The organism is Methylobacter sp. BBA5.1 (assembly GCF_000746145.1).
Taxonomy (GTDB): domain Bacteria; phylum Pseudomonadota; class Gammaproteobacteria; order Methylococcales; family Methylomonadaceae; genus Methylobacter; species Methylobacter marinus.
Window position 1 is genome coordinate 23,583 of the sequence record NZ_JQKS01000037.1, and the last position, 23,672, is coordinate 47,254.

23 protein-coding genes are annotated in these 23,672 nt (G+C 45.8%); 10 read left to right on the forward strand and 13 right to left on the reverse strand.

Going from position 1 to position 23,672, the window contains the following annotated elements:
- The first annotated feature begins 287 nt into the window (after positions 1-287).
- The 6 genes from EK22_RS18620 (at position 288) to EK22_RS18645 (ending at position 6,444) form a co-directional block, all read left to right on the forward strand.
- Positions 288-731, forward strand: coding sequence for a hypothetical protein (locus EK22_RS18620; RefSeq protein WP_020157235.1), 444 nt, complete (start codon positions 288-290; stop codon positions 729-731).
- Between the two features lie 147 nt (positions 732-878).
- Positions 879-1,163, forward strand: coding sequence for a hypothetical protein (locus EK22_RS18625; protein ID WP_020157234.1), 285 nt, complete (start codon positions 879-881; stop codon positions 1,161-1,163).
- A gap of 58 nt (positions 1,164-1,221) precedes the next feature.
- A complete protein-coding gene (locus EK22_RS18630) occupies positions 1,222-1,566 on the forward strand; it encodes a hypothetical protein (RefSeq protein WP_152565145.1) in 345 nt (114 codons plus the stop codon).
- A gap of 185 nt (positions 1,567-1,751) precedes the next feature.
- Positions 1,752-2,555, forward strand: coding sequence for a C39 family peptidase (locus EK22_RS25005; RefSeq protein ID WP_020157233.1), 804 nt, complete (start codon positions 1,752-1,754; stop codon positions 2,553-2,555).
- 7 nt (positions 2,556-2,562) lie between these two features.
- Positions 2,563-3,831 (forward strand): hypothetical protein, encoded by a 1,269-nt coding sequence (locus tag EK22_RS18640; protein ID WP_020157232.1) that lies wholly within the window; start codon positions 2,563-2,565, stop codon positions 3,829-3,831.
- Positions 3,832-5,001: 1,170 nt separating this feature from the next.
- Positions 5,002-6,444, forward strand: coding sequence for a hypothetical protein (locus tag EK22_RS18645; protein ID WP_152565146.1), 1,443 nt, complete (start codon positions 5,002-5,004; stop codon positions 6,442-6,444).
- 419 nt (positions 6,445-6,863) lie between these two features.
- On the opposite strand, the gene EK22_RS18650 is transcribed toward EK22_RS18645, so the two are convergent.
- The 10 genes from EK22_RS18650 to EK22_RS18685 form a co-directional block, all read right to left on the reverse strand.
- The gene (locus EK22_RS18650; RefSeq protein ID WP_081917969.1) at positions 6,864-8,360 is read right to left on the reverse strand and encodes a SpoVR family protein; all 1,497 of its coding nucleotides are present in this window, start codon (positions 8,358-8,360) and stop codon (positions 6,864-6,866) included.
- Positions 8,361-8,362: 2 nt separating this feature from the next.
- Complete coding sequence (locus EK22_RS18655; protein WP_020157228.1) at positions 8,363-9,628, reverse strand: YeaH/YhbH family protein; 1,266 nt, start codon at positions 9,626-9,628, stop codon at positions 8,363-8,365.
- A 17-nt stretch (positions 9,629-9,645) separates the two neighbouring features.
- Entirely contained in the window at positions 9,646-11,568 is a 1,923-nt protein-coding gene (locus EK22_RS18660; RefSeq protein ID WP_020157227.1) for a PrkA family serine protein kinase, read from the reverse strand.
- A 307-nt stretch (positions 11,569-11,875) separates the two neighbouring features.
- A complete protein-coding gene (locus EK22_RS23830) occupies positions 11,876-12,184 on the reverse strand; it encodes a hypothetical protein (protein ID WP_081917967.1) in 309 nt (102 codons plus the stop codon).
- Positions 12,185-12,309: 125 nt separating this feature from the next.
- Complete coding sequence (locus tag EK22_RS18665; protein WP_036253453.1) at positions 12,310-14,709, reverse strand: fatty acid cis/trans isomerase; 2,400 nt, start codon at positions 14,707-14,709, stop codon at positions 12,310-12,312.
- A gap of 134 nt (positions 14,710-14,843) precedes the next feature.
- Positions 14,844-15,443 carry an MBL fold metallo-hydrolase gene (locus EK22_RS18670; protein ID WP_020157225.1) on the reverse strand — a complete coding sequence of 200 codons (600 nt, stop codon included), beginning with the start codon at positions 15,441-15,443 and terminating at the stop codon, positions 14,844-14,846.
- A gap of 70 nt (positions 15,444-15,513) precedes the next feature.
- Positions 15,514-15,921, reverse strand: a complete 408-nt coding sequence (locus EK22_RS18675; RefSeq protein ID WP_020157224.1) for a 4a-hydroxytetrahydrobiopterin dehydratase — start codon at positions 15,919-15,921, stop codon at positions 15,514-15,516.
- Positions 15,922-15,988: 67 nt separating this feature from the next.
- A complete protein-coding gene (locus EK22_RS23835) occupies positions 15,989-16,186 on the reverse strand; it encodes a DUF1289 domain-containing protein (protein ID WP_036295246.1) in 198 nt (65 codons plus the stop codon).
- Positions 16,183-16,800: a CDP-alcohol phosphatidyltransferase family protein gene (locus EK22_RS18680; RefSeq protein ID WP_020157223.1), complete on the reverse strand. Its 618-nt coding sequence runs from the start codon at positions 16,798-16,800 to the stop codon at positions 16,183-16,185. The genes EK22_RS23835 and EK22_RS18680 overlap by 4 nt, the downstream gene beginning before the upstream one ends.
- A complete protein-coding gene (locus EK22_RS18685; protein ID WP_020157222.1) occupies positions 16,797-17,549 on the reverse strand; it encodes an endonuclease/exonuclease/phosphatase family protein in 753 nt (250 codons plus the stop codon). Before EK22_RS18685 ends, EK22_RS18680 begins: the two co-directional genes overlap by 4 nt.
- 197 nt (positions 17,550-17,746) lie before the next feature.
- Here EK22_RS18685 and EK22_RS18690 point away from each other — a divergent pair, with 197 nt between their 5' ends.
- Both EK22_RS18690 and EK22_RS18695 read left to right on the forward strand, forming a co-directional pair.
- On the forward strand, positions 17,747-19,114 hold the full coding sequence (locus EK22_RS18690) for an NfeD family protein (protein WP_027146937.1): 1,368 nt from the start codon (positions 17,747-17,749) through the stop codon (positions 19,112-19,114).
- Positions 19,114-19,854 carry a slipin family protein gene (locus EK22_RS18695; protein WP_020157219.1) on the forward strand — a complete coding sequence of 247 codons (741 nt, stop codon included), beginning with the start codon at positions 19,114-19,116 and terminating at the stop codon, positions 19,852-19,854. Before EK22_RS18690 ends, EK22_RS18695 begins: the two co-directional genes overlap by 1 nt.
- 51 nt (positions 19,855-19,905) lie before the next feature.
- Here the strand turns inward: EK22_RS18695 and EK22_RS18700 are convergent, their stop codons facing one another.
- Positions 19,906-20,169 carry a DUF2024 family protein gene (locus EK22_RS18700; RefSeq protein ID WP_020157218.1) on the reverse strand — a complete coding sequence of 88 codons (264 nt, stop codon included), beginning with the start codon at positions 20,167-20,169 and terminating at the stop codon, positions 19,906-19,908.
- A gap of 273 nt (positions 20,170-20,442) precedes the next feature.
- Between EK22_RS18700 and EK22_RS18705 the strand changes: the two genes are divergently transcribed.
- Complete coding sequence (locus EK22_RS18705) at positions 20,443-21,003, forward strand: MarR family winged helix-turn-helix transcriptional regulator (RefSeq protein WP_020157217.1); 561 nt, start codon at positions 20,443-20,445, stop codon at positions 21,001-21,003.
- A gap of 180 nt (positions 21,004-21,183) precedes the next feature.
- Here EK22_RS18705 and EK22_RS18710 read toward each other — a convergent pair whose 3' ends face one another.
- Both EK22_RS18710 and EK22_RS18715 read right to left on the reverse strand, forming a co-directional pair.
- Entirely contained in the window at positions 21,184-21,612 is a 429-nt protein-coding gene (locus EK22_RS18710) for a VanZ family protein (RefSeq protein WP_020157216.1), read from the reverse strand.
- Entirely contained in the window at positions 21,599-22,927 is a 1,329-nt protein-coding gene (locus EK22_RS18715) for a pyridoxal-dependent decarboxylase (protein WP_027146936.1), read from the reverse strand. The genes EK22_RS18710 and EK22_RS18715 overlap by 14 nt, the downstream gene beginning before the upstream one ends.
- Positions 22,928-23,359: 432 nt before the next feature.
- On the opposite strand from EK22_RS18715, the gene EK22_RS18720 reads away from it, so the two are divergent.
- Positions 23,360-23,672 (forward strand): helix-turn-helix domain-containing protein (locus EK22_RS18720; RefSeq protein ID WP_161786468.1); only part of this gene is annotated, 313 nt, incomplete at its 3' end.

The window sequence follows — 23,672 nt, forward strand, 5'->3', positions numbered from 1 at the left end:
CTATGTCTTTTTGATGTTTATTAATTGATACTGTAACCGTATCAAGAAATTAGTAAAAACTTAAAGCAAGGGTTGGGTTAATATTAAGTAATATTACTAATGGTAACAGTACTAATGGTAATAAATAAAAATAATAGTATTATAAATTCTAAGTCTAATCCTTTATTAAGTCGTTAATGGATGAAGTGGTCATAATGCGATATATATTTAGTATGACAAATCGATTAATTAGCTATTAATTGATCGTAATGTTTCTAAGCTGATTTAGAAAACTGAGGGGTAAAATAATGATTAAAAAATTTGCTTATATATTAATACCTGCCTGTGCAGCTATATCAGTTGCAGAAGCGGAAACAATGAAGTCAAGTCCGACACTACTTACAGCGGGTGAAATGGATCAGGTGACTGCAGGTTCAAGTATCGACGTTGATGCGGGGGCAATAGCTATTTCCAATGTTTTAGCGCTCACAAAAACCACTACTGCGGCCATTACAGTGGCGGGCGGCGATAATCCCAAACTTCCGGGAGGGGGATTTGCTGTCGGAGGGCTGGCCCAGGCAAGCGCTGTGGGCGATGGAGCTGCGGCGGACACATCTGTAACACCAACAGTGGGCATAACCGGCTCAAATGTTCATTCCATCCAAGTCGACGTTAAATCATCAGGCTCTATAAGTAACCTGAGCGGAAGTGCCATTGTTGCGGTCATTGCGCCTACAGCTCTTCCTTTTTAACACGAATCACTGACATCAGCTTGGTTTGTTCAGATTGAAAGAATTTAGAATGTCTTCGAGCATTATGCTTGGGACAGGCTAAGAAACCCCTTAAGTTTTAAAGGACTTAAGGTATTTGTTAGATAAATTAAACTGAGGTGTTTTGCTATGAAATTAATAAAAACAATTGCTGCAAGCGTACTGGTTTTGGGCATGGGTTCTGCATTTGCTGATGAGCCAGTCGCCCTGACAGAAACACAAATGGATAATGTATCGGCCGCTGGTCTTGCCGTGGCTGACGCTTATGCTGCTGCCGCAGGTTTATTTGCCGCTGCGACATACACTAACACTGCAACAGGTGTTATCGTTTTGCAATCCATTCCAACTCAAGCTGGCCAGATTACTCAAGATTATACATTCTCTTACTCTTCTGCATCAGGTGCTGCGCTGTAAGACCTGTCTAATATTGTATTTAAAGTAATGTGCTATTCAATAATTTGGAGAATATAAAATGAATAAATTAACTAGTTTGTTAGCAGGTGCTTCAATGTTGGTAATTGCTGGCGGCGTAAGCGCTGAACCTATGGCTTTGTCCGCAGATCAAATGGACGGCGTCAGTGCTGGTGCATTAGTGGTATTTGAAGGCGCTGGCTATGCTGATTCTGGTGCTGGAGCTATTTCTAACCTGCTCGGCATAACATATACAAATGCTGAAGTTGATGTTCAACCTGGTTTGGGTTTTGTTGTTTCAGGTGCGGAAGGCACTTCAGCAGCGCTTTCTAGCTATGCTTTAGGTGTCCCTACTAATGGCGCCGTAGCTTTCAGCGGCTCTTCTTCATCAGCTACATTATTCTAAAGAAGAAAAAGCAGGAAACGCCTCTTTATGTTGAAGCGTGAGAGGCGGATCCCACTCAAAGCGCACTAGTTCAAGTTACGCCTCGCATTAAATGATAATGCGGGGCGTTTTCTTTTTCCACGACTTTTTTACAAAAAATAAAAATATCAAAAAATGATTTCTCCTGGCTCCATTCGGAAGCTTCAATGGAAATAATTCTACTGGAGATAAAAATGCCTATATTTACATATAAAAAAGATAGTTATTGTTTATTCGGTCACGGGTTTTCCCTTGTTTCAATGCTGAAGCGCTTTTGTTCAAGGCTTACTTCTGAAAAACCTATTATCTCCGGCATAACAGGTATGCAAAAATTAATGACACTGACTTGGAGGGATTTTTTAACAGCTAAAAAACTGGGGCTATTGCTGTGTCTGATAGGAAGCTATCCAGGAATTTCCCCGGCCCGTTCTGTGAAGTCATTGATTGAAATGCGGCACGAGAATGTCGTTATACAACAATGGGATCTGAGTTGCGGCGCGGCAACTCTAACCACGCTTTTAAATTACCAGCATGGTGATCCGGTAACGGAAAAGGAAGTTGCAAAAGCGCTGATGAGCAGGGATGAATACATCAAAAATCCGGGGTTGGTCAATATTCGCCAGGGTTTTTCGTTACTGGACCTTAAACGTTATGCAGATGCTCATGGTTACAAAGGCATGGGCTATGGTAAACTCACGCTTGATGACCTTATTAAAAAGGCTCCAATCATTGTTCCGATAAGTATTATGGGATATAACCATTTTGTTATCTTTCGGGGGATACAAGGCAACCGTGTATTATTGGCGGATCCTGCGTGGGGTAACCGGACAATGCTTGTTGATATGTTTGAAAAGATGAGAATCGATTTCCCTAAAATAGGCAAGGTCGGTTTTGTAATTACTAGGCTTGATGGAGCTGAACCGCCTAATCGCTTGAAGCCTGAATCACGCGAATTTGTAATGACACGATAGGTATTTTATGACCAAAAATAATAATAATCGGATAAACTCACTGAAATATTCTGTCCCACCTTGGAAAATTTCATCAAAATTTATCTTATTGATTAGCACGGGGATGCTGGTATCGAGTTGGAGCTATGCCGCACAGGACGCAATAGATAAAACTTCGGAAACAAATTTACAAAACAAACTGATACAAAAAATTGCTGAACGGGATCAAGTCATTGCTGATCTTCAGCGTCGGGTTCAGCATTTGGAGCAACTTGTTACAGCCCCTGATGCCGGGCGCTATTCTAGCGCCAAAGGTAGCGTTGCTCCGACAAGTGCTCCTGAAAGAACCGCATCACTGCCACCTGCGAATCAGCCGCAGGCTCAAAATAAATCGGCTAACAAGCAATCAGCCAGTTCAGCTCCAGGTAGTTTTGAAATAGATGAAGATGCAGCCCAACGCGCATTGGAACGTACATTAGTCCAAACTGGTGCTTTACTGTTACCCTTTGGTCTGGCAGAAATTCAACCCTATGCAACCTACACACGGAGAGAAGCTGATACGCCTATTTTGGCCACTGCAGGAGGGCTAGTACTCAACCAACGCGTCCGCCGAGACGAAATCGATGCAGGTGCAACATTACTGATTGGCCTGCCTTTTGAATCTCAGGCTGAAATGCGTATTCCCGGCCGGTTTATCGAACAATCCGTGGTCACCTCGATACCCGGAGCATTCCCTAATGATATGAAATCCAGTGCTTCAACTTTTGGTGATGTGAGTGTCGGCATTGCTAAAACCTTAATGCATGAGAGTGATTGGCTTCCGGATGTAATAGCCCGGTTTACATGGGATTCCGCGAGTGGCAATATTACTGACAATAATGTTTCAACGGGAATCGGATTTGACGATTTCATTGGTTCATTAACATTCCTAAAACGTCAGGATCCGCTGGCTTTTACCGGTAGAGTCGCTTATCAAACAAGCTTGGAGAGAAATGGTATAGAACCGGGTGATCAGGTTAATTTCTCGGTCTCCGCAATATTGGCAGCCAGTCCGCAGACCTCTTTGAATATCGGTTTACAGCAGGCATTTATTCAAGAAACCAAGATTAATGATATTGAATTGCCAGGCAGTGACGGTGTTTCGAGCGCCTTTACTTTTGGTGCTTCATCGACCATCGGGCACAGATTATTTTTCTCCGTTCTCGGCGGTATCGGTCTGACGGAGTCATCACCTGATTATTTTTTAAACGTAACCATTCCATTCAGGTTTGATATTCCTTTTAAATCGGAACTTTAGCTTCTCCTATCTCTTTTTACGCACAAAACAACCGGAGGCGTTTTAGCGGCTGCACAAAGGTGGGCTGAAACTCCTCCTCGTAGTGTGCGCTTACGTCTGCAGTGCTTGATTGATTACCGCTGATTTTAAGTGCTGCCTTAGAGATAATAGACTATCAACAAATTCATCAGGTTGCTGCAGTATGCAATCAGTGCGTCTAACGCATGTCCAAGACAGGTGAGTATAGAAAATCACGATTGTTGAATGTCAAACCCCACCCCTTGAATCATCGAAAGCCAGCCAGGTTTAATAGCTATGATATGGCCGCGCCAGCATTTCAAACATCTTAATATTGCTGCATGGAAAAGTTATAAATTAGCGCCTTGACTCAGCGCCCTAAAAAGCTTGACCTCAGCAGTATGCTCACATTATGATTTCCTCAAAAAGTGATAGTGAAAGGGTGACGGTCTGCTTGATGTATTTTATCAAAACAGAGATAAAGACCGCATAAGTGATTGGCAAATCAATTTATGACATGGCTGCTTGCCGATTTAACAGAGCAGTAACACATCATGAATAATTAAGCTTATCGCTTCACTGAATTAAATTTGGGAGCATTTAGCGCATAAAGTCTCACCAATACAATCATCACCATTGCTGGCAGTCCTATATTCTTTGTTTCGATCCAGCGAAGGCTCGGAACATTAATCCATAAACAATTTAGCGTTCTACCGATCCTTGCGTATTAGTTTCGTCGTCTTAAATACGATGATTTCAGCAAGCAAAGGGCAGAGACTTCCTGTCTGGCAGCAAATTTATTGATGCAAGAGATAAATAACTGATTTCGTCTTTAATAATATCAAGTTCTACTCATCCTCTGATAGATTGCTGATTTACAGTTAATAAGGACTTTGAATTTATTAAGAAAAAAAAGAATTTCATGGCCGTAATACAAAGGCAACCGCCTGAATAGGTTGATTACCGAAACGAAGATGCTTTTCAGGTAATCTGAATTTAAGCGATATATGCGGTATGCAGTTGGCCAGCAGGCCGTGAAAAGGCGCTTGAATATAAATATTCAATCATTTTGTTTTATAGGAGAATTTTTTAAAGCAGCTTATCAGGCTTGTTAGTTTCAAGAAATAAGAACAGCGCAGTATCAGTTATTCAATCTTCAGAGGGAGTAATTTAATGAATACTCATAGGATCATCATATTTCAGTTAACGGGCTTATTTATAGTCGCTTCATCTTTATCTTTAAATGCTCAAGCAACATCAATACCGTTCGCAGAAACATCGAGTGATTTGGTAATAACAGTCTCAATTCCCGACAGTGTGCCTTTGTATAGCCTTGCCAATGCCAGCAGCGAAACGTATACGAGGGCGGTTAGCACCAGCACAGGCCAGCAGACATCCCCGACAATGCACAGCGCCATAGCGTCAGCCATGGTACAGATTCCTAATGACGGGGAAACGACAGCAACATTTCATAATACCTTTCACACTGCGTCTGGAGCATTTTCGGCCGAGCCTCTTTTTTCAAAAGGGGCAGCCATTGGCCATGGTTCGGTAGTCAATCTCACAAACACAACATCCTCTTTTCTAAACCTTAACTGGGACTTCACGAAATTTAATTTAAAGACAGAGCCTGTTTCTGCTTTTGCTTATATTAGCGATACGATCAATATCACACAGCTGTCGGCATCGGGTTTGCGTACAACGTCCAGCTACGGATTTTTTACTTTTGTGGAAAACGGGAAACACACAACGGAATTTTTAGGTGATTTTAATGTAGCCGACTCTCTGAGAAACTGGTTTGACGACAATATAATGCATTTTCAGAATCAACTCATGTTAAAAGAAGATGCGCAGGCCCTGAATGTGGATATTCCTTTACTGACCCACAATGGTTTAGTGGTGCTGGGTATCGATAATACCCATACCGAGATATCATATGAAGCACCTCCAGCAGCTGCCTATCAGGTCGAAGACAAGATAGGGCATTTTGCACCAGATAGTAAAAGCGGCCAGGTTCATTGGGATGCGGACCGCAAGATATTATCGTTTGATGATTTATCCATTAATACGCTTACCAATGAGTTCAATCAACATTACGAAAATGATCCACTAAATGGCGGCATGCTGGAGATTGATCCGTTACAACTCATAACCAGTTATGACGGGCGCGAGTATTTTGCCGGTAAAGAGCTAAGGCTTGTCGATAAAAATGGGAATGTCCTGTATAGGGCTAGTCTGCCGAATCTGGTTTTCGATGATCGATTATTCGAAAGCCAAGGATTTAACATGTTTGCTCCGATACTTAATATTCTTGAAGCCGATGGAAATAACTCAAATTGGTTACGTGACTATCTCAGCAAGACTGGACTTGATTCTCTTTTATTGCCTGAGTTATTTATCGGTTTTGATCCGGTTGATAATGCCGGAAATATCTGGAAGCATAATTTCAATGCTGCCGCGAAAACCATTCTGTCTTTCGGCGGCGCACCTTTAAAAGTCCCGACAGCGGTTCCTCTGCCAAATAGCTTTATTTTGTTTGCTTTGGGATTAGCGGGTTTATCTATTATAGGCCAAAGCCGAAAACGTAAATTTTCTTATTCAGTCAGTATTAGCTGATAAACCACGGAGGGCGTTTTTATGATTAGATGGTTGAGCGCGGTTTTGTATGTTGGATAGAGTCCTTTGCGAAAGCCTGATGCGCTTAAAGCTTTGCAATCGGCTGTCGCAACCAGAGTTGGCCATTTATTGACCATATTTTGCCAGCGCACTGTAACAACAGTGCGCTGTATGAAGCGATAAATGCCAGGGCATCTGTTGTCCTAATACTCAGTCAGCCTTGTTCTGACGAGTAAAATTTGCGGAGTATCCATAGCATGCGAATAGTGCGAATACCCTGAAGGGCACAAGTACCCATAGGGCATAAATGAATTCGCACCTACAGTTTATCCGCCATAATTAAATTGACTGAGTACTAGAAGAAGGCTGCAGGTTGTCGCAGGCTCTTGAACGAGCCTGTTCAGTACTCGAGATTTAAGTTACAGATTGCATTCAAATGCAGTAAACACAGACCCATCCTCTTCAAGTGTTTCAAGACGGACATCGAATCCCCAGAGTCTTGCGACATGTTTCAGCACCTCATCAGCATTTTTAGCTAATGGCATTCGGTGATACTGGGTATGACGTAAAGTCAATGAGCGGTCGCCTTTGCGATCGATATGATAAACCTGGATATTGGGTTCATTGCTGCCCAGATTGTATTGTTCAGATAATGCCTGGCGGATATATTGATAACCGTCTTCATCATGGATGGAGGTCACTGCAATCTCTCTTTCCCTGGAATCATCCAGGATAGAAAACAGTTTGAGGTCGCGAATGACTTTAGGCGACAAATACTGGCTGATAAAACTTTCATCCTTAAAATTTTGCATGGCAAAATGTAACGTCTTATTCCAGTCGCTACCGGCTATTTCCGGGAACCAGTGTTTATCTTCTGGCGTCGGATTTTCACAGATCCTGCGGATATCGCTCATCATGGCAAAACCCAGCGCGTAGGGGTTGATGCCTGAGTAGTATTTGCTGTCGAAAGGTGGCTGATAAATTACATTGGTATGCGATTGCAGGAATTCAATCATAAAGCCATCCGTCACCAGCCCTTCATCATAAAGCTGATTCAGGATCGTGTAATGCCAAAACGTGGCCCAGCCTTCGTTCATTACCTGAGTCTGTCGCTGAGGATAAAAATACTGGGAAATTTTGCGGACGATACGGATAATTTCGCGTTGCCAAGGTTCCAGGAAAGGTGCATTTTTCTCGATGAAGTAAAGGATATTCTCCTGGGGTTCTTCGGGAAACCGGGCTTCTTCTTCAATTTCATCACGCAACACTTCCTTGGTGGGGATAGTACGCCATAATTCATTAACTTGGGATTGCAGATAGGCTTCACGATCCCGTTGCCGGGCTTGCTCTTCCTGCAGCGATAATTTTGATGGGCGTTTGTATCGATCCACGCCAAAGTTTTTTAAGGCATGACAAGAATCGAGTATGGCCTCAACCCGTTCTTCTCCGTAACGTTCCTCGCAGTCCGCAATATAGTTTTTGGCAAACAGTAGATAGTCGATAATGGAATCCGCGCTGGTCCAGGTCGTGAATAAATAGTTCTTTTTGAAAAAGGAATTATGGCCGTAGGCGGCATGCGCGATAACCAGCGCCTGCATGGTCATGCTGTTTTCTTCCATTAAATAGGCGATGCATGGATTGGAATTGATCACGATTTCGTATGCCAATCCCATCTGGCCTCTTTTATAACGCTTTTCGTTTTTAGCGAATTCCTTGCCGAAGGACCAATGACTGTAACCAATGGGCATGCCAACTGAAGCATAGGCGTCCATCATTTGTTCGGCTGTAATAATTTCCAGTTGAACCGGGTAGGTATCCAATCCAAAATTATTGGCGATACGGGCTATTTGCGCGTGATACTTTTCTATCAGCTCAAATGTCCATTCCGATGTTTCCGAGAGGGGCTTTCTATTCATGCTCATGCGCTTTGCTTCTCAAAAAGTTTGCGGAATACGGGATAAATATCAGCGACTCCTGCGATACGCTGCATGGCGAAATTGCTCCATTTGCTTTTCAGCGTCAGATATTCATGCCAGAGGTTCTGATGTCTGTCTTCGGTAATTTCAATATAAGCGTAATATTGCATATAAGGCATGATCTGCTCGGATAGTATTTGCGTGCAGTCTTTTGAGTCGTTATCCCAGTTATCGCCATCGGAAGCCTGCGCGGCATAAATATTCCATTCGGAGGTTGGAAAACGTTCCTGAATAATCTTGCCCATCAAATTGAGCGCGCTGGATACGACCGTACCACCGGTTTCCCTGGAATAAAAGAAGGTTTCTTCATCGACTTCGCTGGCTTCGGTATGGTGGGAAATGAAGACAACCTGGATTTTTTCGTACGTTCGGGTCAGAAACAGATATAACAACATGAAGAACCGTTTTGCCATGTCTTTTTCTTCAGGCCCCATGGAGCCCGAGACATCCATAACGCAGAACATGACTGCTTGAGTCGTGGGTTTGGGCCTGTCTATACGGTTGTCATAACGCAAGTCAAAGGTATCGATAAAAGGAATCTGGTCGACTTTTCTTTTGAGCCGATTGATTTCCTCGCGTAGTGCAATAACCACGGCATCGGTCTCACTATGGCGCTTGAGCAAATCCTCCAGTTCCGTTTCGGCTTCGGCAATACTGTTGATATGAGGGGCGCGTAGGGCGATGCGCCGACCCAAGGCCCCCCGTAATGAACGAAGAATATTGATATTGGTGGGAATCCCTTCGCTGGTATGTCCGGCTCGCACCTTTTTGGTTTCGTGTATAGTCGCCAGTTTGGTCTTGACCAGATTAGGCAATTCAAGATCTTCAAAAAAGAATTGCAGAAATTCTTCACGGGTCAGCTCAAAAACGAATTCATCCAGTCCTTCGCCGGTGTTGGAGGCTTGACTGCCTTGACCTTGTCCGGCGCCATCCTCGGGGCGCGCGATTTTATCGCCCTGCCGAAATTCTTTATTGCCTGGATGAATGCTTTCCCGATAGCCACCCTGACCATGATGGAAGAAAGGTTCAGAGGTGTCTCTTGCGGGGATAGAAACCTTTTCACCTTTATCCAGATCGGTCACGCTACGCTCGGTTACAGCGTCGGCAACGGCTTTTTTAATCTGGTTGCGAAAACGGCGAATAAATTTCTGCCGGTTAACGGCACTCTTATTCTTTCCGTTCAGGCGTCTATCTACAATTTGAGTCACAAATTTCTCCTCATGGTTTAAGACGATTTACGTACTCTTAAATACCATTCGCTGAGTAAGCGTACCTGTTTTTCTGTATAACCTTTTTCAATCATGCGATCAATAAACTCTTCATGTTTTTTCTGATCTTCAGGCGATGCCTTGGCATTAAAGGAAATAACCGGTAACAGATCTTCAGTGGTTGAAAACATTTTCTTTTCGATTACCGTGCGCAGTTTTTCATAACTGGTCCAAGCCGGGTTTTTACCTCCGTGTTTGGCACGCGCTCGCAAGACAAAGTTCACAATTTCGTTGCGAAAATCTTTTGGATTACTGATGCCCGCAGGTTTTTCGATTTTTTCCAACTCTTCATTCAAGGCGCTCCGATCGAACATTTCGCCGGTATCGGGGTCCCGGTAATTGGTATCCTGTATCCAGTAATCGGCATAAGTGACATAGCGGTCGAAAATATTCTGACCGTATTCCGAATAGGATTGCAGATAAGCCGTTTGGATTTCCTTGCCGATAAACTCTATATATTTCTGTGTCAGGTAGCCTTTAAGATAAGACAGATACCTTTCTTCAACATCCGCAGGGAACTGTTCACGCTCGATTTGCTGTTCGATGACATACAACAGATGAACCGGGTTGGCCGCGACTTCGGTATTATCGAAGTTGAAAACCTTGGATAGAATCTTGAACGCAAAACGCGTGGACAGCCCCGTCATGCCTTCATCGACACCGGCATAATCGCGGTATTCCTGATAGGACTTGGCATGGGGATCGGTATCTTTGAGGTTCTCGCCATTGTAAACCCGCATTTTGGAGAAGATGTTGGAGTTTTCAGGTTCTTTCAGTCGGGACAACACGGCAAACTGCGCCATCATTTGCAGCGTGCCGGGTGCGCATGGGGCATCATGCAGAGAGCTGTTTTCGAGCAGTTTGTTGTAAATCTTTATTTCTTCCGAAACGCGCAGGCAGTAGGGCACTTTGACGATATAAATGCGGTCGAGAAACGCCTCGTTGTTTTTATTGTTCCTGAACGCCAGCCACTCCGATTCATTCGAGTGCGCAAGAATAATGCCCTGGAACGGAATTGCCGGGAACCCTTCAGTACCTTTGTAGTTGCCTTCCTGTGTTGCCGTCAACAGGGGATGCAGAACCTTGATAGGAGCCTTGAACATCTCGACGAATTCAAGCAAGCCCTGGTTGGCCCGGCACAAACCGCCGGAATAGCTGTAGGCGTCGGGATCATCCTGAGAATATTTTTCCAGTTTACGGATATCGACTTTCCCTACCAATGATGAAATATCCTGGTTGTTTTCATCGCCCGGCTCGGTTTTGGCAACGGCAATTTGTCTCAGGATGGATGGGCGTATGCGAACGACTCTGAACTGGCGTATATCGCCATTGAATTCATGCAGGCGTTTAGTAGCCCAAGGCGACATGATTGTGTTGAGGTAGCGTCTGGGAATACCATAATCTTTTTCAAGAATGTCGCCGTCCTCCTCGACATTAAATAGCCCTAACGGCGATTCGAACACAGGGGAGCCTTTAATAGCGTAAAAAGGCGTTTGCTCCATCAGCGACTTAAGCCTTTCAGCCAGGGATGATTTGCCGCCGCCGACCGGGCCGAGCAGATAAAGGATTTGTTTTTTCTCTTCCAGGCCCTGTGCCGCGTGCCTGAAGAAAGAGACTATTTGCTCAATCACTTCTTCCATGCCATAAAATTCGCGGAAAGCGGGGTAAATTTTTATGACTTTATTGGAAAAAATCCGACTGAGTCGGGAGTCGTTATGCGTGTCCAGCAGTTCCGGTTCGCCGATAGCGGCCAGCATTCGCTCTGCGGGACTCGCATAGGTTAGAGGATCTTTTTTGCACAGATCCAGGTATTCCGGAAGCGTTAATTCTTCCTCCTTCAATTCTTCAAATTTTGATGTATAGCGCTCAAATATACTCATCACAACCCCCACAATGGTTTGTCCTGTTTTATAAATACAACACCAATATAGACCATGTATTTGCTCATTATCTCCATGGGCGCAATTAATTTAAGCTGAACGGGAGGTCTATGGTTCAACTCGTGCCATGAAAAGAATGCTACAAACTCATGGTAATGGTTACATATACAAGAAATAGTTACTCACGTGTAGTTCTTTACGGAGTTCCTCTTCATTAGAGACTCAAAGATAGTCTTTCGGTGAATAAACGGCCGCTATAACGGAACCTGCTTATAGTCTTTCAGCAAGACCTTCCGGCAAAAGTCGGCTATTCCATATCGTTTAAGTATAAAGATTTAATCAACTCTCTTTCTTCGGGAGCAAGCAAGAGCCACGGGTGCTCTTTTTCGTAGCGGCTACGATCGGGAAGTGGCTGTTGCCTGCGATCCAGTACGCGCCGGTCTTCGGTGCGCCTTTCCTTCATACGGCGATCAGACTTTGGCCATGCCAGATAATTCTTCTGTATATTTTCCACCCATTCCGGTGAGCCGAATTGATAAGGACAGGTACGTCTGTCAGTTATGCGTCGGTTTGCCAAGGTGCGCCGTGAGCCTCTGCGCGAATCAATTATGTCCATTGTTTTCTACCTTCAGGTACTGAGCGATTTTTATCAAGGACAGGCTGATACATTAGAAAGTTCAACTAATCCAGGCGGCTAAGCCGACAGGAATAAGACAGGTCAGCTTGCCGGTTTATTTACTGTTACAAATTTTCATACCGGTTCATATCGAAAAGTCCGGCGGTTTCAGGCTGTTCATTCAGGTACTTCTGATTAAACCAATCATAGTATTGCCAAATCCGCGGATTATTGCGGCGGATACCATAACGCCCGTAAAGCAAGTCTTTTTCTGACTCGGTTCGGGTATGTTTCAGTTGCTCGATGAAAGCCGGCAACTGCTGTTTTTGCACGCTCAAAAATATATTCGGATAACTGCCGAGAAACCCGGGTACAACGGTCAACGTATCTTTCTCAGGCTCTCGCCTCAGGTTTTCAGCAAATATAAACGAGACGTTCAAAAGTTTTTGGTTGCGGATCAGCGTGTAGACGAGGTCCTTGTCAGGGTTGTCTGTTGTTACGCGCAAAAATGATACTTCAGGCAGGGCTTGAATTTCATGACCTTTTAAATTGGCTAATTGGCGTATCATGGCATCTGTTTGTCGCTGATCGTCAGTGCTGTTCTTTCCGATGCAGGGCTCTTGCATGCAGCGATTAATCAAGTCGGGCTCTCCGGCCGCAGGGCCCAGGCGTTGCTGGATTTTTTCAAAAAACTCCTTTTTGTAATCATTGGTCTCATAACTGATAGCCGTTTCTTTGCTGATGCCATACAAGGGCTTTTCGAAGAAGCTGAACAGTTTGGCATCGATGCCTTGATACCAGGAATCACGCATCGCTTTTCGGTACTGCACTGGCATAAACCGGAGGAAATTATTTTCAGCCTCCATGCGTAATGAATCCATATACAAGCGCGTGGTTACCTGGTGTCCTGCCGTGCCGTAGACGTTGAAACCGGCCACGAGCAGATAATGAATGCGCTCAAACAGGGGGTAGTCGACGACCCAGGCTGTCAGCGGTGTTTTGCCCACCAGTCCCTTCACAACAGTCGCGTTGTCAAAATGCCGAAAGACCGTTAGCAGGGCATTATCATTATGACCGTCGCCATCCCATATCAGATTGAAATCGACATCATGATGCCTTAGCAAGGCCTTATGAATAAAGGTTTCTTTCTTATCGACATATTGCTGCTGCAGCTTATTAACGTCGAGCCATGAGATTAAGCCGATCTTTTCGCCTTCGGAAGCGGGCATGCGCAGGTAGTGATTGTTTTCGGCCAGGAATTCAGTGCTTTCCTGCATAAAGTCGTTTTGAGGTTTGATGAAGGCTATCCAGAACTGATCACGGATAACATTAACCGCGGCCTGCCCCCGGCAAACCGGGCCTTTGATGAAACCGGAGAAAAAATACTGGGCATCGTCGAGCAGGAATTGATAGCGCGAAATAGCCGGCAGTTCGCTGAAGGTATTAAACGGATTGGCGGCTGACTGAGGGTCATACCCTGGCAGTTTCGTTATTGTGAAGTCGGGTTTGAAAAATAGCTCCTGTAAGCGTCGCATCCTATTGTCGCTCAATTCATAAACAAAATGGTTTTTGTCGACAATAGTGGAGGTAATGGGGCGCAACCGATAATAAAACCGGTCGATGCCGGGATCATCGAATGGACGAATGCTTTTCAGTTCTTCTATGGCTTGTCCCGGCGGCGTTTTGGAACGGACCAGCTTATAAAATTCGTTAGCCGGATGACCCTTAAAATGCATGTCACCGATATACAAATGTTCATAAATATAGCGGGCGACCAATTGCGACTTTAATGACGGGGCATTAAAAAATAGTTCCCATTTTTCAATCTCAGCTTCGGCCGCGGAAGATAAGACATGCTGAACATCAGGTTTAGTTCCAGCCTGTAACCAGCTTAAAAGCGTATTTTCCTGATCCCGGGTAAGCGGAGGCAGGCCATAGGGCATCCCCCAAAGCGGATGATCTTGCCGGTATTTTTGAAATTCATCGGGACTGGGGCATTGTAATGATCGCTCCAGATCAAGTTCAATGGACTTTGGCAATTTGCCGCTGGATGGCAAGGGATTGTCACGCTTTAACTGTAATAATTTAGCAATCAGCGAGTTGTTCAGGTTGGTCTCGGGCGATGGGGCTTGTTCGTTCAGAACGGGAAAAAAACCTTTTTCCCGCCAGCCTGCGGTCGTGGTTTCGTCAATGTATAGCCTGGACGGTTCCTGGGCGATTAATCTTTCATGATCATATACCGTTTTTTTGCTCGCGCCTCTGTCTACCCCTTCAAACGAACTAAGCTTAAGCTGGCAAGGCGAGTCATAACAGGAATGACAAGCGACGCAACGCGAATCCAGGATGGGCTTGATGTCATTATAGTAGGAGACCTGGCGAAATGACTGGGGGGGTATAAGTATTTGGGATTGGGTCGCCGTGTTGCCTGTAGTTGCAAGATTGACATGGCTATAGATAATAATAAAACAGCTTAAGAGGATAAAAAACAAAAGACTGTATAACTTTAGGCCAATAATTCTAACCATTACTAGATCACTGAATTCCGTTGTCAGGGGCTAATGCATAACGTGTGGGGTTGGGTTCTGCAGGAACTCTTGTTTTGGTACAGCCAAGACAAGCCCGGTCAAGCTATAAAATTATGCCAGGTAGACGATTGATGTTAAAGGGATCTGGCCAGGCGATGCAACGCTTCGGCGCCATGGTTGAACAGCGGCCAGCCATCGCCGGTTAACACGGCTTTAATGCCTGGCAAATCAGCCAGGCGTTTGACCGAATGAATAGCCTTGTCCACGTCCGTCAGCTTGCTTTCCGGCAACAGGCATAATTCACCGCCGACATGACAGCGAATCAAATCGCCTGTTATCAGTGTAGTATGTTCCAGAACCAAGGCAAGCTCTCCCGGTGTTTTAGAGCCCTCAAGCTCATAAGCAACCAAACCGGGAACGATCTCTTCGTTATCATAAAGCCAGCGACTGCAGGACAGAGGGAATGTATCTTCCTCGGCAGCGGGGCCGCAAAGCACAGCGCCTGTAATGCTGGCAATATGTTCGGCATCGCGGCAATGGTCGCTATTGGTAATGACGATGAAACCGGCACCGCCCAGTCTTTGTAGATGGCTGTGATCATGTTCGGATAAGGGCAAAGGGTCGATCAGAACATTGCCGTCATCGCGTATCCAAAGCACACTGTGAAAGTCCAGATTGCGTTCTGGATCAAAAACCGACCAGCCAAACAGGTCTTTTCGATGTAATTGTTTCATGATGGCGCTCTTGTTTACTTCAAAAATTCCGATTATCGATAATGGCTATCTGTCCGGCATGGGGCATGGTTTACCAGAAATTAAGTCCCAGGCCCAAACCCTGCCGGTACTTATTTTTAATTGCATTGTCTTCATGCGCGGGTTGAGTAAGGGTATCAGTTTTAGAGGCCATTATAAAATCATTAAGGTGCAGGCCTTTTATCTTTCGAGACCACCAGCAGACCGTTACTTGTCCCCGCTCCGTTGTAATAGAAGGATGATGGCCTTCCAGTTCAGCCAGAGTGCCGACCTTATTGGTAAAAGACAAGGCTTCTTTAAAGTTGTTAAACCTGAATGTCCGGGACAGATGCCGGACGCCGTCCGTTTCAATTATTATCCAGTTCTTCAATTGCGGCATAAGTTCGTCAATTTCTTCATGAGTCAATAAAGGCGCACCAATTTCGCAGGCTTCACATTTTTTACTGGCCAGGACATTCATAGGTAATCCCCTTTTTTATAATTAACCAATAATAATGACAAGATAACGCTTGTTTGGTTGCGCACTCTTAAAAACAATTGCTGTTCTTGCGCTGCTGTTGACGAATTTTTGCCTTTTCAAGCAACTGCAGGCGGGTTTTCTCGTCTAGTTGGGTCCAGATGATAATTTCATTGAGAGCACGAAAACAACCAAGACAGATATCATCATTATCCAGGCAGCATTTGCGGATGCATGGTGAGTAGATGCATTCCTGGGATGAGCTCATTGATTGTGCCGATTGGGTTGTGAAGATTTCCGGGTTAAGTTTTTTAAAACATTCCAGAGGGACGAAATGTTTGAGCGCTTCTCGGAGAGCAGCAGCGTAATGGCAATTTCTTCGGCGGCGGCAAGCACACAAATGATGGATGCGATTCGGAATGGCCAGGCCGGACCACCCAGAAACAAGATATACAATGTCAGCGCCATCGTCGCCGCCGCGAATTTGACCATCCATGTATGGTAGCTGGTAAAGGAGCCGAATTTGATTATGCCTACGATGGCAGGCAGCAGATAGCTGCTGATTATCAGAATGACATAAATCAATTCACGCTTAACCACATTGGGCCACAGCCACCAGGCACTGATGGCGATAATTAAATAGATGATGACATCGGCCCAGCTGTCGAGCATGGCGCCAAATTGAGTCACTTGCCCGGTCAGGCGTGCGGCGATGCCGTCCAGTGCATCGGAAAGAAAAGCGACCGCCAGTAAAACCAGAAACGGGTTTTCGTAGCCGTGCCAGGCCAGCCATAACAGCACCGGTGCGATCACAAACCGGAAACAGGTCAACAAATTGGGCAGGGTTAATAATTCCGGGTTCGGCTTCAGGTTCATAGTCATAACTGAAAAGTTGCAGACAGCGGGGCATGATCCGACAGCAAACGCCAGGGCAACTGGCCCAGCCGGTTGCAGACAACCGGTTCAAGGCCTCGATAATAAATTCTATCCATCGGTAAAAAAGGCATCCAGGCAGGAAAAGTTCGTGCATGACGCCCATGTAAAGTCCGAAATACCTCTTTTAATTTCAAATGGTCATGAAAATGGCGCTCGATCAACCCCATCCAGTCATTAAAATCGCCGGCTACGATCAACGGCGCATCATGCGGTATATGGCTGTCTATGCGGTTACATAATGTTTCGACCTGACGCCGGCGCTCAGTTCCCATAAGGCCGAAATGAATACAGACGATATGGACGGTTTTATTGACAGCGGGAACGTTGATAACGCCATGCAAAAGACTGCGACTGGCCCAGGGATAAGGTGAAACATTCACATTTTCCCAGAACTCCAGATCATATTTGCTGAGAATGGCATTGCCATGATGACCCGCGCTATATATGGCGTTTTTACCGTAGGCAAAATGCGGCCAGCCGCCATCGGCCAAAAATTCCGACTGGGAAAGGTCAGGCCAGTCCAGTATCTTTTTTTCATGTAAGCTGTGTTCGCCCTGTGTTTCCTGTAGAAACAACAGATCGGCGCCTGTGCCAATCAGTGCTTCGCGTATCTGGTGCAGAACGAATCGACGGTTGCCGATATTGAAGCCTTTATGGATGTTGTAAGTCACCACGCGTAACTGGTTTTTACTCATAAAATCCTGTGGGATAGAGGCAGTGCATGGCTAAACATTTACCCCGATTAAAACTAAAAATCAAGCCCATGTTGATAGGCGCCGGTTTATTCGAACTAATGCGGCTTTTTTTGTTCAATGCTATAGTGTTGAGGACTAGCAAAAATACCGAATCCACTTTGCTTTTAGGTATCAGATGGTAGAGGAAAACAATGATTATGACGATGATGAGACAGGCTATCTTTGTTTTCCTGATGATTCTGGCTCCCATGCTGCAAGCCGAAACAGACGACGACATCCAGCCAGACAAAGCCGCAACCGTTATCCAGCTTGAGATTAACGGGGCGATAGGCCCTGCCATCACTGACTATATCAGTAGAAATCTCGATAAAGCCGCCGAAGAGGGCGCTGTTTGTGTGCTTTTTCGCATGGATACGCCCGGCGGACTGGATACTTCCATGCGCGACATCATCAAAAAAATCATCGCTTCGCGGGTCCCTGTTGTCACTTATGTTGCTCCCGGCGGCGCTCGGGCCGCCAGTGCCGGTACCTACATTCTCTATGCCAGCCACGTTGCCGCCATGGCGCCTGGCACCAACCTGGGGGCGGCCACGCCGGTGCAAATGCTGGGTCCAGGCGGTTTTGATGATAAGGATGACAAAGATGCCAAGGATGAAACGCCAGGCGCAGCAAGTTCCATGACGCACAAAATTGTCAATGATGCCGTGGCTTATATCCGCGGATTGGCTCAGATGCGCGGAAGGAATGCGGACTGGGCCGAGCAGGCGGTGCGCGCGGCCGTGAGTATTCCCGCCGAAGAAGCGCTGGCCAAGCAGGTCATTGAAATAATCGCAACCGATCAGGTTGATTTATTAAAGCAACTGAATGGCCGTAAAATCAATGTGTTGGGCCAGGACGTCACATTATTGACCGATGGGGCTGTGATAAAACGGATAGATCCTGATTGGCGCAGTGAACTGTTATCTGTTATTACCAACCCTAATATCGCCTACCTGCTAATGCTGATCGGCATTTACGGGTTGATTCTGGAATTTTCCAATCCCGGTGCCATCGTGCCGGGCACAATCGGCGGCATCTGTTTATTGCTCGCATTATTTGCCTTTCAGTTATTACCGATTAATTATGCCGGCGTGGCGTTGATTCTGTTGGGAATCTCGTTAATGGTTGCGGAAGCCTTCGAGCCCAGTTTCGGCATTCTAGGCTTTGGCGGTTTACTGGCTTTTATCGTGGGTTCGGTGATTCTTATCGATACCGACCAACCGGGGTTCGGTATTAATCCGGCTATTATCGGGGCTGTTGCCCTGAGCAGCGCCGCCTTTTTTATTCTTACTTTGGGGTTATTGTTTAAGTCCAGGCAGGTGCCGGTCGTCAGCGGCAGGGAAGGGTTAATAGGTGAGACAGGCATGGCTCTCGAAGACTTTACCGGCGCCGGCATGATTCGTATTCATGGTGAAATCTGGCAGGCCCGTAGCGCCAGCGCGATAGGCAAGGAACAGAAAGTCAAGGTGACGGGTCTGGATGGCCTGACTTTATTGGTTAGTCCGATTAAAGAGGAGTACAAATAATGTTTGCATATTTCTGGTATATCGTCGGCGGTATCGTATTGATTTTTTTAATCAGCGCCTTCAGGGTTCTGAGAGAATACGAGCGCGGTGTCATTTTCTTCCTCGGGCGTTTTTATAGTGTGAAAGGCCCCGGGTTGATTATCGTAATCCCATTGATTCAGCAGATGGAGCGTGTGGATTTGCGGACTATCGTCATGGATGTGCCGTCCCAGGATGTTATCTCCCACGATAATGTCTCTGTAAAAGTTAATGCCGTGGTCTATTTCAGGGTTATCGAGCCCGATAAAGCCATTATTCAGGTTGAGAACTTTCTTGAGGCGACCAGTCAGTTGGCCCAGACGACATTGCGTTCCGTCCTGGGGCAGCACGAACTGGACGAAATGCTGGCACAACGAGACCGGTTGAATATGGATATACAAACTATCCTGGATCAGCAGACCGATGCCTGGGGCATTAAGGTGGCCAATGTGGAAATCAAGCATGTTGACCTTGATGAAAGCATGATTCGGGCGATAGCCAAACAGGCTGAAGCCGAGCGTACCCGTCGCGCCAAAATCATTCATGCGGAAGGTGAAATGCAGGCATCGGAAAAACTTTTGTCCGCGGCTAATATCCTTGCCCAGCAACCACAGGCCATACAGCTTAGGTATCTGCAAACCCTGACTGAAATTGCCGGGGATAGATCATCGACGATTGTTTTTCCGCTGCCTATAGATATTGTCAATAATCTTAAGAAATAATAAAAATCAAGGGGGGGATACGCTCAGAAGGCGTAGCTGAGCCCTGTATTTTTATTTCGGACAACCTTCCAGTTTATAAATTGCATAGCCCTGTTTGTCGATTTGCGCTCTTAGATCAGCAGGCGCTTCCGCGCTGTGACAAAAGCAGCAGTTCGCTTGCGTGACGGTAGCGTTTTCTTGACCTATGCTTTGCAGCCATTGTTTGGCATAATTCAAGGCCTTCTCTTGATCTTTCTCATCAAGGACTACATCGAAATGCATAATCCTGCCTTTCTCCGTTTTTGCATAAGTGTCGAATACATGTGAAATAGACATAACTTCAAGTCCTATAAAAAAAACCGGCGAACAGTCGCCGGTACAATAACTATGCTTAAAATTAGGATATTATAATCATCCTTGAGGAGTGAAACTCCTAAGTCGGTATTTATGCGGTTTGGCAACACATAAATAATGGCTTTTGATTGCATAACAAAAAAAATCAGGAGACATTCTCGCTTAAATTTATTATGGTATCGATTCGATACGGGGCAAGAATATGTTAAGATATCTTTCGTTGTCAACTGTGTGACAAATGTTTATATGGGTTCTATGGAAAAAGTTGATGTATTTGAACTGATTGAACGGATGGCGGCGCTGATTCGTTCCGAGGAGCGCAAGAAATGTACGGAACTGGGGCTCCAGCCTGTGCATTTACAAGTATTGGATTATTTATCGCGCTGCAACCGGTATAGCGACACGCCCGCGGCTGTTACTAATTATCTGGGCATGACGCGAGGAACAGTCTCACAAACACTGCTGTTGCTGGTAAAAAAAGGTTTCATAAAAAAGACGCCTGATGCGAATGACCGGCGCATGGTGCACCTCGAGCTTCTGCCGGAGGGCGAGTCCATCCTGAAGCAGGCCCGGCCTTCGGAATTATTCAATCAAGCTTCGTCTATATTGAAAGAGATTGATTTCAGTAGCCATGAAGAAGTTTTTGTCAAAGCGCTTTCGGCACTGCAAAAAGCCAATCGATCGCAATCCTTTGGCCTGTGCAAAACGTGTAAATATTTCATGAACACTCCGGAAGGTTATCGCTGTGGTTTAACGAAAGGACCGCTAAGTCAAAGCGATAGTGAAAAAATCTGTCAGGAGCACGCTGTTTCGTAGATCACCCTATTTTGCCACATCCTACTAAGGATTTGGTCGTCAATAATGTCCCTGTTTAAACATAGGATGTGCCGCCTAGAGCGCCTACTTTTGGTCAGCACATCTCATGTAAGATTCCAGTTTCAGGAAGTCATTTTTAGCCAAATCCCACGATCGGATGTGGCTATGTGACTCTGTGTTTTATTCTTCATCCGGCTCACGGCCTTTATTAACGGAAACCCACGCTTTATAGGCCAGCACTCCCATAATCGCACCGATAAAGTTAAAGCTGACATCAGTCAGAGAACTGTAACGTCCCGGTACGAAACTTTGGTGCCACTCATCCAGCAAGCCATAACCCATCGTTACGATCAGCGCGGATCGAGTTCTGCAAACAGCATTGGAAACCCAATCACGCAAGCTCCAAAGCCACAACCAGGCAAGTCCGCCGTATAGCGGCAGATGCAGAAGGTTCTGAAAATTGGGTGATATCCAAACAAGCGGACTTAAACCATTGTTTGCTGTGCCTTGGCCTGAAATAGAGGAAAGCCAGAAAATCCCGGCCATATAGAGCAATGGCCAAACAATGCAGGCACGCGAGTTGCCGGCATTGAAATCAAGCCCAAGCATCTTGCTTCAAGTCATTCAGGAAGCGATCGAGCACAGCCTTCCTGGCATGGGGCATGACCACTACATGCGCGTAAGCTTCACGTTTGCCGGCCATTTCCAGTTCCATCGTTGCCAGTGAGTACCGGTTGACAATATCGTCGCTCGGTTTTCGAAAATAAACCGTATTAGACCGATCGTTTGCGCGCATTGGTTGAAGCTGGGCAAAATGAGATTCCAGCTCTTTCATAAGATAATCCGTATTGCGAAGCATTGCGCGAGCATCTTCCGCTTGCTTGGCAAAGGCTGATTCGGAGCTGAAAAAATAGAACTCGGCTGGTTTGACCCCATCTCGGGAGCAAGTGATAGTGCCGGGAATATGGCGGATGTATTCGGGGTCATGCACTTTGCTGAAAGAAGCATGGAATTCCTTGAAAATGTGTGACCCCGTCATAAACAGGCCTGCGGGCGCGGGGAAGCCAAAAAATTTATGACACGATACAGCAAGCGCGTCATAGCGCGGCTGTCGCTTACCGGACGTGTCGGGAGCTGTCATATAAGACATGTCGGCCGCGAATTTTGTATGCGGAAGATAGCCGCCGAACAACGCCGCGTCCAGATGGAGAAAAGCTTCCCGCCCTTTCAGCTTGGCCCGGATGGCATCAATCGGATCTATGGCGCCTTTAAATGTGGTCCCTATGGTTGCCACGACCAAGGCCGGATAATTCCGATACTCATCAAGCTGCTGCGCGAGAGATTCAACGTCCATGCTGCCGTCGGGATTAGTACCGACTTCTACCCAATCGAGTAATAGAAGATCCCTCAGGATTTGAATGGAGTAATGTGCTTCCTTGGTAAAATATATTTTTGGCACCAAGCCAGTGCGGTTCTTGAGAATGGTGCGGCCCATATACAATCCATGCATATTGCTGTCTGTGCCGCTATTGGTGAGAAATCCCCAGGTCTTCTCCGGGTTAAAACCATAGATTCCAGAAAAACGGCTTATGAGTTCTGTTTCCATCGGGTGGGTGTTAAATGGAATGGGACTTTCCTCATAAGGATCGCCGACATTGTTAAACGCAAATTGATTAATGCCTGCATTGAACAATTGTCCGCGCCAATCGAAAAATGCCTTCGGCGGCGTGTTCATGTTGACGGGGTAGCCCAGAAGAAGATCCTTGTTCCGGGAAAGGTCCTGCATGGCTTGCAGGTCGGTTGATGCAACTTGCGCCTCTGAGGAGGCAAGCGGGTGGGCGGTAAGATAGGCATTAGGACTGCAACCTGCCAGTATCGCACTAGCTCCAGCATAACCGAGAAATCTACGCCGAGTAACCATCATACAATGCTCCTCAAGAACTAAAGTTCAAGTTTACCTGAATCTGTGCCGACGGAAACAGGAGATTTTAATAACCGGGCGTAACTAGCCCGGATATTTCATAATAACCACAGAGGACACAGAGAACACAGAGAACACGAAGGAAATCAAGTTGTTGCCATTTTCTTCCCGTGACTTCATGAATTACTACGGAAACATAGGCAAATATTTGAATTTCAAAGCCTTCGTGGCCTTCATGTCCTTCGTGGTGAAATATTCAGGCTAGTACTCAGTCAATTTAATTATGGCGGATAAACTGTAGGTGCGAATTCATTTATGCCCTATGGGTACTTGTGCCCCCCCTGAGGGTATTCGCACTATTCGCATGCGGATACTCCGCAAATTTTACTCGTCAGAACAAGGCTGACCGAGTACTAGTACTTAGTCATACTTGATATGTCGGATATTGCCCCCACATCTGTTGCTTTCCCCGTTAATGGAACCGAGAAATTGGCAGCAAAGAAATATATAGTCCGGCTAAGTAAAGAAGAACGTAATGATTTGGAAGGCTTGGTACGGCGAGGAAAAGCGGTGGCTTACAAGAGGCTTCATGCGGAAATACTCCTGAAAGCGGATGTCAGTCCCTTGGGAGGTCAGTGGACAGATCGCCAGATCAGTGAAGCCTTCGGCATTTCAACGCGCACGGTAGAGAGAGTTAGGCAGCGATTAGTTGAAAAGGGATTAGAAGCCGCGTTGGAGCGAGCGAAAC

What these genes read in the sequence shown, in the direction of transcription:
- EK22_RS18695 (WP_020157219.1), top strand. Translation starts at nt 19,114, where the DNA reads ATGTTTGCATATTTCTGGTATATCGTCGGCGGTATCGTATTGATTTTT.
- EK22_RS25005 (WP_020157233.1), top strand. Translation starts at nt 1,752, where the DNA reads ATGGAAATAATTCTACTGGAGATAAAAATGCCTATATTTACATATAAA.
- EK22_RS18640 (WP_020157232.1), top strand. Translation starts at nt 2,563, where the DNA reads ATGACCAAAAATAATAATAATCGGATAAACTCACTGAAATATTCTGTC.
- EK22_RS18665 (WP_036253453.1), bottom strand. Translation starts at nt 14,709, where the DNA reads ATGGTTAGAATTATTGGCCTAAAGTTATACAGTCTTTTGTTTTTTATC.
- EK22_RS18630 (WP_152565145.1), top strand. Translation starts at nt 1,222, where the DNA reads ATGAATAAATTAACTAGTTTGTTAGCAGGTGCTTCAATGTTGGTAATT.
- EK22_RS18680 (WP_020157223.1), bottom strand. Translation starts at nt 16,800, where the DNA reads ATGACTATGAACCTGAAGCCGAACCCGGAATTATTAACCCTGCCCAAT.
- EK22_RS23830 (WP_081917967.1), bottom strand. Translation starts at nt 12,184, where the DNA reads ATGGACATAATTGATTCGCGCAGAGGCTCACGGCGCACCTTGGCAAAC.
- EK22_RS18620 (WP_020157235.1), top strand. Translation starts at nt 288, where the DNA reads ATGATTAAAAAATTTGCTTATATATTAATACCTGCCTGTGCAGCTATA.
- EK22_RS18660 (WP_020157227.1), bottom strand. Translation starts at nt 11,568, where the DNA reads ATGAGTATATTTGAGCGCTATACATCAAAATTTGAAGAATTGAAGGAG.
- EK22_RS23835 (WP_036295246.1), bottom strand. Translation starts at nt 16,186, where the DNA reads ATGAGCTCATCCCAGGAATGCATCTACTCACCATGCATCCGCAAATGC.
- EK22_RS18625 (WP_020157234.1), top strand. Translation starts at nt 879, where the DNA reads ATGAAATTAATAAAAACAATTGCTGCAAGCGTACTGGTTTTGGGCATG.
- EK22_RS18670 (WP_020157225.1), bottom strand. Translation starts at nt 15,443, where the DNA reads ATGAAACAATTACATCGAAAAGACCTGTTTGGCTGGTCGGTTTTTGAT.
- EK22_RS18645 (WP_152565146.1), top strand. Translation starts at nt 5,002, where the DNA reads ATGAATACTCATAGGATCATCATATTTCAGTTAACGGGCTTATTTATA.
- EK22_RS18705 (WP_020157217.1), top strand. Translation starts at nt 20,443, where the DNA reads ATGGAAAAAGTTGATGTATTTGAACTGATTGAACGGATGGCGGCGCTG.
- EK22_RS18710 (WP_020157216.1), bottom strand. Translation starts at nt 21,612, where the DNA reads ATGCTTGGGCTTGATTTCAATGCCGGCAACTCGCGTGCCTGCATTGTT.
- EK22_RS18690 (WP_027146937.1), top strand. Translation starts at nt 17,747, where the DNA reads ATGACGATGATGAGACAGGCTATCTTTGTTTTCCTGATGATTCTGGCT.
- EK22_RS18650 (WP_081917969.1), bottom strand. Translation starts at nt 8,360, where the DNA reads ATGAATAGAAAGCCCCTCTCGGAAACATCGGAATGGACATTTGAGCTG.
- EK22_RS18685 (WP_020157222.1), bottom strand. Translation starts at nt 17,549, where the DNA reads ATGAGTAAAAACCAGTTACGCGTGGTGACTTACAACATCCATAAAGGC.
- EK22_RS18700 (WP_020157218.1), bottom strand. Translation starts at nt 20,169, where the DNA reads ATGTCTATTTCACATGTATTCGACACTTATGCAAAAACGGAGAAAGGC.
- EK22_RS18715 (WP_027146936.1), bottom strand. Translation starts at nt 22,927, where the DNA reads ATGATGGTTACTCGGCGTAGATTTCTCGGTTATGCTGGAGCTAGTGCG.
- EK22_RS18675 (WP_020157224.1), bottom strand. Translation starts at nt 15,921, where the DNA reads ATGAATGTCCTGGCCAGTAAAAAATGTGAAGCCTGCGAAATTGGTGCG.